The organism is Actibacterium sp. (assembly GCF_041584535.1).
GTDB lineage: Bacteria > Pseudomonadota > Alphaproteobacteria > Rhodobacterales > Rhodobacteraceae > Actibacterium_D.
Window position 1 is genome coordinate 1 of sequence record NZ_JBFHDW010000040.1, and the last position, 12,459, is coordinate 12,459.

The 12,459-nt window shown below is 62.6% G+C and carries 16 protein-coding genes and 1 pseudogene; 10 read left to right on the forward strand and 7 right to left on the reverse strand.

Annotated elements, in window-relative coordinates; all coding sequences use genetic code 11:
- From ABYW26_RS03430 to ABYW26_RS03440, 3 genes are all read left to right on the forward strand, one after another.
- A partial coding sequence (locus tag ABYW26_RS03430; RefSeq protein ID WP_372603386.1) for a BMP family ABC transporter substrate-binding protein occupies window positions 1-786 on the forward strand: 786 nt, incomplete at its 5' end.
- Window positions 774-1,214, forward strand: coding sequence for a tripartite tricarboxylate transporter TctB family protein (locus ABYW26_RS03435; protein WP_372603388.1), 441 nt, complete (start codon window positions 774-776; stop codon window positions 1,212-1,214). The genes ABYW26_RS03430 and ABYW26_RS03435, both read left to right, overlap by 13 nt.
- Before the next feature lies 1 nt (window position 1,215).
- A complete protein-coding gene (locus ABYW26_RS03440) occupies window positions 1,216-2,736 on the forward strand; it encodes a tripartite tricarboxylate transporter permease (protein ID WP_372603390.1) in 1,521 nt (506 codons plus the stop codon).
- Between the two features lie 164 nt (window positions 2,737-2,900).
- On the opposite strand, the pseudogene ABYW26_RS03445 reads toward ABYW26_RS03440, so the two are convergent.
- The 4 genes and pseudogenes from ABYW26_RS03445 to ABYW26_RS03460 form a co-directional block, all read right to left on the reverse strand.
- Window positions 2,901-3,004: pseudogene (locus ABYW26_RS03445) on the reverse strand (IS5/IS1182 family transposase); the annotation flags it as partial.
- A gap of 1 nt (window position 3,005) precedes the next feature.
- Window positions 3,006-3,956, reverse strand: coding sequence for a hypothetical protein (locus tag ABYW26_RS03450; protein ID WP_372603392.1), 951 nt, complete (start codon window positions 3,954-3,956; stop codon window positions 3,006-3,008).
- A 91-nt stretch (window positions 3,957-4,047) separates the two neighbouring features.
- Window positions 4,048-4,935, reverse strand: a complete 888-nt coding sequence (locus ABYW26_RS03455; protein WP_372603393.1) for an AraC family transcriptional regulator — start codon at window positions 4,933-4,935, stop codon at window positions 4,048-4,050.
- Window positions 4,936-5,040: 105 nt separating this feature from the next.
- A complete protein-coding gene (locus ABYW26_RS03460; RefSeq protein WP_372603394.1) occupies window positions 5,041-5,721 on the reverse strand; it encodes a helix-turn-helix transcriptional regulator in 681 nt (226 codons plus the stop codon).
- A 91-nt stretch (window positions 5,722-5,812) separates the two neighbouring features.
- Here ABYW26_RS03460 and ABYW26_RS03465 point away from each other — a divergent pair, with 91 nt between their 5' ends.
- Window positions 5,813-6,352 (forward strand): peroxiredoxin-like family protein, encoded by a 540-nt coding sequence (locus ABYW26_RS03465; protein WP_372603396.1) that lies wholly within the window; start codon window positions 5,813-5,815, stop codon window positions 6,350-6,352.
- A 92-nt stretch (window positions 6,353-6,444) separates the two neighbouring features.
- Here the strand turns inward: ABYW26_RS03465 and ABYW26_RS03470 are convergent, their stop codons facing one another.
- Window positions 6,445-7,074 carry an FMN-dependent NADH-azoreductase gene (locus tag ABYW26_RS03470; RefSeq protein ID WP_372603397.1) on the reverse strand — a complete coding sequence of 210 codons (630 nt, stop codon included), beginning with the start codon at window positions 7,072-7,074 and terminating at the stop codon, window positions 6,445-6,447.
- Window positions 7,075-7,101: 27 nt separating this feature from the next.
- On the reverse strand, window positions 7,102-8,034 hold the full coding sequence (locus ABYW26_RS03475; protein WP_372603398.1) for an alpha/beta fold hydrolase: 933 nt from the start codon (window positions 8,032-8,034) through the stop codon (window positions 7,102-7,104).
- 172 nt (window positions 8,035-8,206) lie between these two features.
- Here ABYW26_RS03475 and ABYW26_RS03480 point away from each other — a divergent pair, with 172 nt between their 5' ends.
- From ABYW26_RS03480 to ABYW26_RS03490, 3 genes are all read left to right on the forward strand, one after another.
- The gene (locus tag ABYW26_RS03480; RefSeq protein WP_372603399.1) at window positions 8,207-8,830 is read left to right on the forward strand and encodes a CGNR zinc finger domain-containing protein; all 624 of its coding nucleotides are present in this window, start codon (window positions 8,207-8,209) and stop codon (window positions 8,828-8,830) included.
- Between the two features lie 134 nt (window positions 8,831-8,964).
- Window positions 8,965-9,366 carry an SRPBCC family protein gene (locus tag ABYW26_RS03485; protein ID WP_372603401.1) on the forward strand — a complete coding sequence of 134 codons (402 nt, stop codon included), beginning with the start codon at window positions 8,965-8,967 and terminating at the stop codon, window positions 9,364-9,366.
- Entirely contained in the window at window positions 9,363-10,175 is an 813-nt protein-coding gene (locus ABYW26_RS03490; RefSeq protein WP_372603402.1) for an RNA polymerase sigma factor, read from the forward strand. Before ABYW26_RS03485 ends, ABYW26_RS03490 begins: the two co-directional genes overlap by 4 nt.
- A gap of 217 nt (window positions 10,176-10,392) precedes the next feature.
- On the opposite strand, the gene aroQ is transcribed toward ABYW26_RS03490, so the two are convergent.
- Window positions 10,393-10,830 (reverse strand): type II 3-dehydroquinate dehydratase, encoded by a 438-nt coding sequence (gene aroQ / locus ABYW26_RS03495; RefSeq protein ID WP_372603404.1) that lies wholly within the window; start codon window positions 10,828-10,830, stop codon window positions 10,393-10,395.
- A gap of 210 nt (window positions 10,831-11,040) precedes the next feature.
- Between aroQ and ABYW26_RS03500 the strand changes: the two genes are divergently transcribed.
- The 3 genes from ABYW26_RS03500 to ABYW26_RS03510 form a co-directional block, all read left to right on the forward strand.
- A complete protein-coding gene (locus tag ABYW26_RS03500) occupies window positions 11,041-11,844 on the forward strand; it encodes a S49 family peptidase (RefSeq protein WP_372603406.1) in 804 nt (267 codons plus the stop codon).
- A 1-nt stretch (window position 11,845) separates the two neighbouring features.
- Window positions 11,846-12,019: a hypothetical protein gene (locus tag ABYW26_RS03505; protein WP_372603407.1), complete on the forward strand. Its 174-nt coding sequence runs from the start codon at window positions 11,846-11,848 to the stop codon at window positions 12,017-12,019.
- An 8-nt stretch (window positions 12,020-12,027) separates the two neighbouring features.
- Window positions 12,028-12,459 (forward strand): sodium:calcium antiporter (locus ABYW26_RS03510; RefSeq protein WP_372603408.1); only part of this gene is annotated, 432 nt, incomplete at its 3' end.

Genomic DNA, 12,459 nt, shown 5'->3' on the forward strand with positions numbered 1-12,459 from the left:
ATCCGCGCGCGCCTGACCGAAGTCGTGCCCGATGTGGATGGGCTGGTGTTCATCGGCGGTCAGGGCAATATCGCGACACCCGAGATTGCCGTGGCCCACCCGGACAAGCATTTTGCCATCGTTCAGGGCCAGAAAACCGGTCCAAATCTGGCAAGCTACGATGTGCGGCAAGAGGATTCCGCGTTTCTCGCTGGCGTGCTTGCCGCGAACCTGACCAGATCGGGAGTCGTCGGACATCTGTCCGGGCACAGGGTTCGCCCCGGCCTCAAGGGTCGCGCGGCCTTTGTCGCGGGGGTGAAACATGACGCCCCTGAGGTAAAAGTCCTCACCGGGTTTTGCGGCACGCAAGATGACAGCGCCGTGACGCGACGCTGGGCCGAGGCAGAGATCGCGGAAGGTGTGGATGTCATCTTTACCATGCTGAACGATGCCAGACGGGGCGCGATCGAGGCGTGTCGCGCGGGGGGCGCCCGGCAAATCGGCAATGCACTGGATTGGGTCGAGAAAGTGCCCGATGTCTTCGTCGCCTCGGCGCTTGCCCGGATCGACATCGGCGTCGAATGGGCCCTGCGTGACATGGTCGAGGGAAAATCCCCGTCTGAAATTGTGGAATTCGGTCTCGCCGAGGGCGACGTCGTCTCACTGAAACTCGGCGATGATGTCCCCGAAGCTGCCCGGGACGCGGTTCTGGCGGCTGCGCAAGACATCCGCGCCGGCCGCATCGTCATTCCTGACACATACGACGGCCCGGAGTTCGAACCAGAGGCCATGTCATGCGGCGGCTGATCTCGCATCTTGGCCCGATAATCATGTTAATGGCGGGGCTCGGCTTTGCCATTGGCGCAGCAACGTCGCTTGAGCTTGGATCGTTTCGCCGGATGGGGCCCGGGGCGTTCCCCCTGCTTGTGGGCGGGGTGCTGGGCCTGTTGGCGCTCATTGCACTGATCGAGAACCTGCGCATGCCGATGAATGTCGAAAACGTCGATCCTTGGGCCGTTCTGGGCGTTGTCGGTGGCGTCTCGGCCTTTGCCTTTCTCACGCCCCTGATGGGTGTGTTGCCAGCGACGGCCATCGCGGTCTTCGCCACCGGTTCGGTCATTCCCGAGTTCCGCTGGCCGTATCGGATCGCTCTGTCTTTAGGCGTGTCGATTGCCGTCTGGCTGATTTTCGTTCTGGGGCTCGGCATCCCCTTTGTTGCAATCCGAGGACTGTAAAATGGATCTGCTTGCCAATCTTGCTTTGGGCCTTGCCACCGCCGCCACAGCCCAGAACCTGTTCTACTGTTTCGTCGGGGTATTTCTTGGCACCTTCATCGGCGTCTTGCCCGGGGTCGGTCCGCTGGCAGCGGTCGCAATGCTGTTGCCCGTGTCTTTTTATCTTCCGCCCGAAACAGCCCTGGTGATGTTGGCAGGCGTCTATTACGGCGCCGAATACGGCGGCTCGATCGCTTCGATCCTGCTCAATATTCCCGGCACGCCCTCTGCCTCGGTCACTTGTCTGGATGGCTATCCTATGGCGCAGCAAGGTCGTGCTGGTGTCGCGCTTTTCTCCACCGCTATCGCCTCGATGTTCGGGGCTATGTTCGGTGTGGTGGTCATGGTGCTCCTCGCGCCGAGACTTGCGGAATTTGCTCTGCTGTTTCAGCCGGCCGAATATTTTTCGGTCATGGTTCTGGGCCTCGTCGCCGCCTCTGTTGTGAGTTCCTCGGGGGCCGTGCGCGGATTGATGATGGTCTGCCTCGGCGTTCTGTTGGGGACCATTGGTGTCGATGTGAATTCGGGGGAAACCCGCTTTACGGGCGGCATACAAGAGCTGCGGGACGGAGTCTCTCTGGTGGTTGTCGCCATGGGCTTGTTTGGCATCTCCGAAGTCATGGTCTCTCTGCGTGGCGCGACGCAAAGCTATGCCGGCGCGGGGCTGACGGGGCGTCTTTTGCCGACCCGATCGGAATGGCTGCGCAGCATCATGCCCGCGATCCGCGGCTCGGTGGTGGGCTCTTTTTTCGGAACGCTGCCAGGAACGGGTCAGACCGTCGCAAGCTTTGTTGGCTATGCGCTTGAGAAGCGCATCAACAGAAACAGTGCCGAATTTGGCAAGGGCGCCATTGAAGGCGTTGTCGTTCCCGAAAGCGCCAACAATGCCGCGGCGCAAACGGCGTTCATTCCGACCCTGACGCTGGGCATCCCGGGATCTACGACCATGGCCCTGATGCTTGGCGCCCTGATGATCCACGGTATCACCCCGGGGCCGCGCCTGATTGCGGACCATCCCGAGCTGTTCTGGGGGCTCGTCGTGAGCTTCATCTTCGGCAACATCTTCTTGCTGATCCTGAATATTCCTCTGATCGGCATCTGGGTCCGCTTGCTGCGCGTGCCGCATTATTATCTCTATCCGACCGTTATCGTGCTCATCTGCGTGGGTGTCTTTGGCATCTCGAATTCTCTGACAGATGTCTGGGCGACCTTGATTTTCGGGGTGATCGGGTATGTCTTGCGCCTCTTTCGTTTTGAACCGGCGCCGATGCTGATCGGCTTTGTGCTTGGCCCGATGATGGAGGAATATTTCCGCCGTGCCATGCTCTTGTCACGAGGCGATCCAACCATCTTCATCTCGCGTCCCGGCAGCGCGGCGCTGCTGGCCGTCGCCGCTTTTCTTTTGGCAGCCACGATACTGCCATGGAAGCAATGGGTCTTCCGGGGAATGTCCGTGGTGAGAAACTCGGCATCAAATAAGTAGCTCAAGAGACCGCAGGTCGAAAAGCTCGTGAACAATCTTCTGACCTGCTATGGGATTTTCCTTCATCTGCAACGAGAGACCGGCCCAACCTGCGTTGATGGGCGTAAATGCCCGCCGGGTTCAGGTCGCGCTGGGCGAAAGTTCAGGGGCAGATCACAGCCTCTGACTTGGCCAGCCGACATATAGAGCCTGATCGGCCCCCCTTCGCGTCGGCGACGGCATGAAACCTCGTGTTCATGCCGCCTTTTACCCGACCTATCTGGCGGCCCTCAGGGCAGGGGGAGTTCCAGAATGCGATAAGTGTCGGGCGCACCGGCTTCGGGGTCGAACAGATGGTCGAGCTGCCCCTCGACGACATAGAGCGTATCCCCATGGATCGCCGCCGTGGTGGGGATATTCATGTCCTCGGACAAGGTGGTCAGGGCACCCTGCATCCCGTCCAGACGGACGATGCTCAACGCCCCGCGTGCGCCCTTGTTCAGGCCGCCGCCTTCGACCACCAGAAACGCGTGATCGCCAAGGGCAAGCAACCCGTCAGGAAAGTCGAGCTGGCGCGGCAGGTCGATCCGGGTGATCGCGCCCGAGCTGCCATCGGCATTTACCTCGGCCTTGAACATGTCGCCGGCATTGTATTGCACGAAATACACCGCATCCCCCTCGACGGCGATGCCGTTCAGGGCAATGCCTTCGCTGATGAACCGGTCATCCTCAAGCCAGACGGACAGATGATCCGCGCCGGGGACCAGCGCATAGATGCGTGGCGCGAACGAGTCGGTCACAAGGATCGTGCCATCGGCCAGTTCGGCGATGTCATTGCAGAACCCGCCACCGGGAATCTCGAAGCGACCGGCGGCCGCACCGCTGAGGCGGTCGAACGCGACGAGGGCCGGAGCGGCCGCGCCTGTGTGCACGGCGAACCCCGGATCGGACGAGCAGGCCATGACGCGGCTGTCGTCGCTGGTTACGTGAACGCCCACGGTGGTGACCATGCCATTCGCGCCGGATTCGGCGAACGGGGTGATGGTCCGGGTCTTGGGGTCGATGGCGATCAGGGCGCCCTGGGTCAGGCTGCCGGTATAGATCGTGCCATCGCGGGCGATGCCGATGCCCTCGGGCGCAAAGGTGGGGTCGGTCAGTTCGATGGCGGCGTCTGCCAGCGCGCTATGCGCCCCAAAAACCAGTGCCAGCGCGGTAGCGGAAAGTGTGAAACGATAGGTCATGTGAGTCCCGTGTTAGATGTTGATAACAGGACATTACGATCCGCCGCAGGGCAGGGCGCGCCGGGAACCGCCACCCTTGCGCCCCAAGCGGTCAGCCCGGGCGCGCCAGGCTGACGACATCCGCGCCGCCTGCGCGCCGCGTCTGACGCAGCGCGACCGGCGACATTCCGAACCGCAACCGGAACCGTTCCGCAAAGCGCGACTGGGATTGATAGCCACAGGCCATCGCCACCTGCGCGATCTGCAGATCGGTTTCCATCACATGCATCAGCCCGGTTTCCAGCCGCACCTTTTCCAACAGGTCGCGGAACCCCACGTCCTCGGCACCAAGATGGCGGCGCAGGGTGCTTTCGCTGACGCCCAGCCGCGCGCAGACCTCGCCGATCCGCCACTCGCGTGCGGGGTCCAGCATCAGCAGGTTCTCGATCCTTTGCGCCCAGCGGTCGGTCTGTTCCAGCAACAGGTTCCCGCCATAGCCGTGCCGCGCCAGCAACAGCAGGATTTCCAACAGCCGGTGGCGGCTGTGGTTGGTATCGGTGCCATAGCGCTGGGTCCAGTCGACCCATGCCGCCAGCGCGTCCAGCAGGAACCCCTGCGCCGGCATGTGCCATTTCGGACGGGTGTCCCATTCGGCAAAGGTTGCGCCATAGATCTGGCGAAACTGAGTGATGGTTTCGGGATCAAAGCGCAGCGACACGCCAAAGAACCGTCCGGTCTGCGGGCTGGGCACGTTCTCGATGCGAAATTCGGTATGGGCGGGGATCAGGATCGCCGCGCCCTTGCTGGAGATATAGGTGCTTTCGCCGATGATCATCGTCTTCTGGCCTTCAAGCGCCATGGTCAGCGTCGGCACGGGAATGCTGATTGATCGCAGGGACTGCGGTTGCAGACAGGCGTTCATCCCCAGATGAACCGACGAATCCGCGCGGATCAGCAGATCGGCCAGCGCTTGCGCACTAAGGGGGCTGGGCTGGGGCATGGGATGTCCGTTCAATCAGGGGTGGTGGGACGCGCGCCAACCTTAGCCGCGACGGGCATGGCGCGCGCGCCCTGCGCGGTCAGGGATGCGCTGCAATCGGTCATCTCATGCCGCCTGACCGGTGGCGCGCAGCGCCCGCGAAAACGCTTCGGTCGAGCCATAGCCGTAGCGGCGCGCGACGGTGCGGGTTTTCGCGCCCGCCGACAGATCGTGCCGGGCGCGAGTCATCCGGAACTGGCGCAGGTAGCTCGCGGGTGGCACCCCCAGAACCTTGGCGAACCGCGCCATGAAGGCTGAACGCGACATGCCCGCAAGTCCGGCCATGCGCTCGACATTCCAGTCCTGGGCCGGCGCGTCATGCAGCGCGACCAGCACCCGCGACAGGCGCGGATCGGCCAGCCCCGCCAGAACGCCCGAGGTCACCGTTCCCTGTTCGATCGCGTTGCGCAGGACATGGACGATGATCGCCTGAATGTAGCCCTGCATCACTGTCGCCGTGCCGCAGCGCGGGCGCGCCAGCTCGGCCAGCGCCAGATCGACCAGGGGATAGATCGGATCGCCCAGACTGACCCGCACCGCAGGCATGTCCGGCCAAAGGTGCTCCAGCCACACACCGCCCGCGACTCGCGCGGCAAGGCGTTGCTCGGCCCCGTCACACATTGCCCCCGCCGGCCCGAGCACAAAGCCATCGGCGCAGCGCCAGATCAGCAGGTTCGCATCGTCTTGGTCCAGGCCAACGGCCTGCACAGTCAGGCCCGGCATCAGCGCGGCTAATCGGTCGGTCATCAACAGGACTTTCAGTCAGGTATTCAGGACAAACTACGACCATTTATCCACCATCTCGGGGGGTGACGCAACATCAACGAAGAGGAAGCGCATGTTGATCCCACGCCAGAAAACCCCGGATTTGTCTTTGCCGCTGGTCGGAGGCGGCCAGTTCACCCTGTCCAAGGAAGGTGCCGAACGCGGCACCGTGATCGCTTTCTATCGCGGTCTGCATTGCCCGATCTGTGCGACCTATCTCAAAGAACTGGAAAAGCTGACGCCCGAGTTCAACGCCCGCGGCGTGACCACTGTGGCGGTGTCGTCGGATGCGGCGGACCGCGCGGCAGAGATGGCTGGCAAGATCGGCGCGAAAAATCTTCGCGTGGCCTATGGCCTGACGCTGCCCGCCGCGCGCGAGGACTGGGGGCTGTTCGTGTCGACCTCGCGCGGCAAGACATCCATCGGGATCGAAGAGCCGGCACTGTTTTCCGAGCCGGGTCTGTTCATGATAACGCCCGAACAGACACTGTATTATGCATCGGTGCAGACGATGCCCTTCGTGCGGCCGCATTTCTCGGAATTGCTGGGCGCGCTCGATTTCGCGATCGGGACCGGCTATCCGGCACGCGGCGAATACACCGCCGCCCTGTGACGATCAGCGGCCCCGCGCGATGCCGGGGCCGCTAAGCTGGTTGTGGTCCGTCCGCTCGGGCGATGTGGTGTGCCGGGGCGGAACGGGCGGCCTCAGGCCTGTTCCAGGTAAAGAGCCGTCGCGCGGTCCAGCGCCTTTTGCTGGTCGCCAACCGGATCCGCCGTCAGCAACGAGGGCTGGAACCGCACCGTTTCAACCTCGGTCACGCCGATGAAGCCAAGCCACCAGTCGAGGTAGGTCGAATGGTGATCGGTGCCGTATTTGGCCGGTGCCCCCGGCGCATAGACCCCCGAAGTATAGAACACCCGCGCCGATTTGCCGCGCAGCAGGCCGCTATATCCGGCATCTGGGGCGAACCCGAAAAGCAGTCCGGGCTGTGTGATGATGTCGATATAGTGCTTCAGCTTGTAGGGGATGCCGCCGTTCCACATCGGCACCGCCAGCACATATTCATCCGCTTTGATGAACCGGTTTGCGACAGCGACCACCTGATCCCAGGCGCTCTGGCGCGGCGCGTCCATGTCGCCCACGCCGAAGAAGGTCATCTTCGCGGCTGCCTTGTCCCCGTCGAACTCGGGCAGATCGGCGCGCCACAGTTCCAGCCGGTCGATGGTAACGTCGGGTTGGGCCGCCTGCCGGGCCGCAAGGTAGGCTTCGGCCATCTTGCCGGATTGGGACATCGGGCCGCGCGGCGAGGCCGCGATATAGAGAATTCGGGTCATAGGGTCGTTCCTTTCGGTTGGGTCAGGTCAGTTGGCAAAGACGTCACGGATGGCGGCCCCGATCTCGGGGGCGTGGGTTTCCAGCGCGAAATGCCCGGCGTCGAAGATCCGCGTCTGGGCATCGGGCAGCAGCGCTTGCAGGCCGGTGACGGCGTCCATGGTGAAAAAGGGATCGTTCGCGCCCCAGACGATCAGCGTTTTCGGCTGTTTGCTGGCCAGGTATGTCTGCCACGCGGGGTAGGACGCGACGTTGTCCCGGTAGTTCCAGAGATAGTCGAGCTGGATGGCGTCATTCCCCGGCCGGTCCAGCCCGGCCTGATCGCTGACCCACGCGTCGGGGCTCAGCCTGTCGGGCTGCGTGCTGCCCTGCTCATATTGCCAGCGCGTGGTCTCGGGGGTGAGGAAGCCGCGGATCGGGGATTCGGTTTCGGGGGTGCGCTCTGCCCAGAACGGGGCGAACTGCGCCGCCACGTCGGACGACCAGCCTTCGACGTGAACCGTCGCATTCTGGAAGACGAGGCCGGCGATGCGTTCCGGATGCGATACCGCCAGCCGCATCCCCACCGGGCCGCCGTAATCCTGCATGTAGAGCGTGTAGTCCGCCAGCCCGAGACCTTCGATGAACGCATTCATGGTCTCGGCCAGAGTGGCGAAATCATAACCGTAGCTTTGCGCTTGCGGGGCTGCCGACTGGCCGAAGCCGGGATAGTCGGGGGCGATGACATGATAGCTGGCCGCCAGCTCCGGGATCAGGTCGCGGAACATGTGCGACGACGAGGGGAAGCCGTGCAGCAGGATCATCACGGGGGCGTCCTGCGGTCCGGATTCGCGGTAGGCGATAGAGACGCCGTTGATGTCGAGGCTGCGATAGCTGACCGGCCAGGACGTGGGGCTGCCCGCAGAGGCGGTGGAGGCAAACACGGCGAAAGCCAGCGTTGCCGCTGATAAGGATCGTTTCATCTTGCACCTTTTGTAACTGTCAAAAATGTCTTTGACGGTTACTTATCACCAATGAAATTGGATTTAGACAGTTACTTTAATGTGAAGGCGCTCGCGAAAAAATAACTGGTGAAATCGCTAAATAACGGTTATAAAGGCGGGCCGTAGCTTTGGATTGCAGACGGATGACCAGATGACACAGGACCCCAGACCCGCACCTTTCTTTATCGGGGAAAGCCCGGCGCTGGACTTTCTGAACACGGTCGCGATGTCACGATCCGTGCGGTACGACTGGCTGGAATCCGGGGCTGACCTGCTGGACTGGCTGGTCGCGGCGGGGCTTGCCTCGGAGCCCGAAGTGGCCCCGTTTCGCAATGCGGGCACCGCGAATGCGCTGGAACAGGCGCGTCAGGACATCATCGCTTTCCGCGAAAGGCTCCGATCCTTCGTCGATGAGGTTTGCGGCCGCGAGCTGACGAATCCGGGCCGTCCCGTCATCGCCGAGATCAACGCGATCCTCGCGCGCGGGGCGCGGTTTTTGCAGATCGAGGCGACCGCAGGATCGGGCGATCCCGCTGCCCGGCCGCTTGCCCTTGTCGACAAGCATCCGATGACCGACCCGCGCGACCTGATCGTCAGGATCGCGACCGCCGCCGCGCGTCTGATCACCGAGGCGGATTTTCACTATGTCCGGAACTGCGAGGGGCCGACCTGCACCCTGTATTTCCTGGACATCAGCAAGAACCACAAGCGCCGCTGGTGCTCGATGGAGGTCTGCGGCAACAGGGCCAAGGCCGCTGCCTATCGCAAGCGGTGATGGGGTGGGTTCATCGGGCGCGCCAGCCGCGGCCGCCGTTTTTTCAGATTTTTGTGTCACAGTTTCATCGGCCGCTGCCTCTTTCCTTATATGCGACCGGGACTGGCCCGGCGCAGTTCAATGAGGACAACAAGATGAAGACCCACGACGTGCAATCCATCCACATCGCGAAACCCCGGTCCGAGGTCTTTGGCTATATCGCCGATCCCGCGCACCTGCCCGAATGGACGAATGCGTTCAAATCCGCCGATGCCGAAAGCGCCGAGCTGGTCACCCCGAATGGGGCTGTTCCGATCCGGTTGGAAACCCGCGCCTCGGCCGAGCAGGGGACGGTCGACTGGATCATGACCTTTCCCGATGGGTCCAAAGGCGCGGCCTATTCCCGAGTGACCGAGGACAGCGACGACACGTCGATCTATTCCTTCGTTCTGATGGCGCCGCCGGTGCCGCTTGAAATGCTGGAGGGCGCCTTGGAAGAGCAGAAAAAGACGCTGGCCAAAGAGCTGGTGACGCTGCGGGCGCGGCTTGAGGCATGATCCATCTGGATCCAGAACAGGTAAGCGCCGCGCGGCAAGGGGATCGCGCGGCTCTTGCATCCGTGGTGCGGTCCTTGCAGCGCCCCGTCTATGGCCTTGCCATGCGGATGCTGGCGCACCCGGCCGATGCCGAGGACGCCACACAGGAAATTCTGATCAAGATCATCACCCATCTCGGGACCGTCCGCGATGACCGGGCGGCCGGGGGATGGGCGCTAAAGGTCGCGTCCCGGCACCTTGTCGGGATGCGAAAACGCGGCCGCGTCGAGGCGATGCGGATGACCTTCAAGGATTTCGCCGACGATCTGGAAACCGGGCTGGTGGCCGCAGACGAGGATCAGACCGAGACCGCGATCACGGCGATTGCGATCGAGGAGATCAAGATCGGCTGCACGCTGGCGATGCTGACCTGCCTCACCCGCAGCCTGCGCATTGCCTATGTGCTGGGCGACATATTCGAGATGTCCGACACCGAGGCTGCTGAAGCGCTTGAAATCACCGCCGCAGCTTACCGGCAACGGCTAAGCCGCGCCCGGCAGCAGGTCACGGATTTCGTGCAGAGTTCTTGCGGGATGGTGTCGCAAGGCGCCGCCTGCCGATGCGAAAAGCGCCTGACCGCGGCGCAAGACAGCGGTCGGGTGACGCTGGGGGCGCCGGCGTTCGGGCTGGCGGCTCCGGCCTCTGATATCCCCAAACTGCGCCGTCAGATCAGAACGCTGGAAGACGGTCGGCGGGCCGCCGCGCTGATGCGGTCGAACCCGTCTTTTCCGACCACGGTTGGCGATCTGGTGATGGCGGTTTTGAAATAGCGACGCAGGCGCGTTTAACCCAAAGACCGTCAATGTGGCGATCAACACCGGTCGGCTTTGGGGGCAGCCCGTGACGCTGCGGAGCGAAACATCTCGTTAAGGGGCGCCGTGTTCATCTGGAGCAGCAGGACGCGCGATCGCGCGGGCTTGCACACTAAATAAAACCCCGCCGTTTGGCGGGGTTTTTGCGTTTGAGACATCAAGGCTGGATCAGGCCTCAGCCCAGCAGCGCCCCCATATGCCGCATGGCAAGGGAATAGCCGCCGATCCCGAAGCCAGCCATCACCGCGTCGGCGCGCAGGCTGACATACGAGTGATGCCGGAACGCCTCGCGTTTGTGGACCTGGCTGATATGCACCTCGATCACCGGGCCTTCGAACGTGTTCAGCGCATCCAGAATGGCGACCGACGTGTGGGTATAGGCGGCCGGGTTGATGATGATACCAGCGGCTTTTTCGCGGGCCTCGTGGATGGTGTCGATGATCTGGCCTTCGTGGTTCGACTGGAACAGCGCGCAGTCCAGCCCGCATTCACGCGCGACGCTTTGGCACTGGGCCTCGACATCGGCCAATGTGTCCGAGCCATAAATCTCGGGCTGGCGCTTGCCCAGCAGGTTCAGGTTCGGCCCGTTCAGAATATAGATCATCTTGGTCATGTCTGGTCCTTTCGCCCGATTGGACAGTCGTATTGGCGTCAGTGTTAGACGATCTTTCCGCCCTGTTCTATGGGCTGATTATGTCGTCGGGCCGGGCGGCGGGCAATCCGCGCTGTCGGATGCCCGATTTCCGGCAGGAACTGTGCCAAATCGGCAGGAGTTTCACGCCTGTGCCTTGTTCCCGGCGAGCGGGCATTCTACATCCACCATATGAGAAAATTCGTGCCATTCCTGAAAGCCAACCCGACCGTTGCTGTGCTGCGGCTTCAAGGGGTCATTGCTTCGGGAGGGCGCGCTGGCGCCAGCCTGAATGACAGTGGCCTTGCCGCGACCATTGAGCGGGCCTTTTCCAAGGGCAAACCCGACGCGGTTGCGATTGCGTTGAATTCGCCGGGCGGATCGCCGGTTCAGTCGTCGCTGATCGCGGCGCGGATCCGGCGTCTGGCGGCGGAAAAGGAAATTCCGGTCTATGCCTTTGTCGAGGACGTTGCGGCCTCGGGCGGGTATTGGCTGGCTTGCGCGGCGGATGAAATCTGGGTTGATGACAGTTCGATCATCGGCTCGATCGGGGTGATTTCCGCCGGGTTCGGCTTTCACGACCTGATTGCGCGGCATGGGATCGAACGCCGGGTGCATACTGCCGGCAAATCGAAAAGCATGCTTGATCCGTTCCGCCCCGAGCGCGAGGAAGATGTCGCGCGGCTGCTGGATTTGCAGGGGCAGATTCATCAAAGCTTTATCCGCCACGTGACCCAAAGCCGGGGCGACCGCCTGAAAGACGGGACCGAGTTGTTCAACGGCGATATCTGGGTCGGTCAGGCCGGTGTCGATCTGGGGCTGGCGGATGGCATCGGGCATCTGGTGCCCAAGATGAAACAGCAATTCGGCGACAAGGTGAAATTCCGCGTCTACGGCGCGCGCCGGTCGCTGTGGCAGCGTCTGGGTGCCCAGATCGCCACCAGCGTTGGCGAAACAATCGAGGATCGTGCCCATTGGGCGCGGTTTGGGTTGTAAGATGCTGTTCAAGATCATCGTCTTTTTCCTGCTTGGTATGGCGGTTCTGGCCATGTTCGGCCGTTTGCGTTTGCCGGGCGGCGGCCGGGTGACCGGCCTTGCGGTGCCGAAGAAATGCAAACATTGCGGCCGCTATAATATGGGCAGCGGGCCGTGCCCCTGCGGAAAAGGGTAACGCGGCGAATGCAAGACCTGCTTTACGCATCTCTGGGGTTAGTGATCCTGTTGTTGGCCGGGGATTCCTTGGTCAAGGGCGCGGTAAACATGAGCCTGCGTCTGGGCGTGCCCGCCCTGATCGTCAGCCTGACCATCGTCGCGTTCGGCACTTCGGCGCCCGAGCTGCTGATCGCGATCAAGGCTGTGCTGGACAACGCGCCGGGCATTGCCTTGGGCAATGTGGTCGGGTCGAACACCGCGAATGTTCTGTTGGTTCTGGGTATCCCGGCGATTATCTCGGGGCTGCATACCAAGGAATGTGACACCCGCCGCACCTATGGCATGATGCTGATCGCGACGGTTCTGTTCATCGCCTTGTGTTTCGCCGGACCGCTGACGTGGTGGCATGGGGTGATCCTGTTGGCGGGGCTGACTTTGGTTCTGAGCGACGCCATGGTC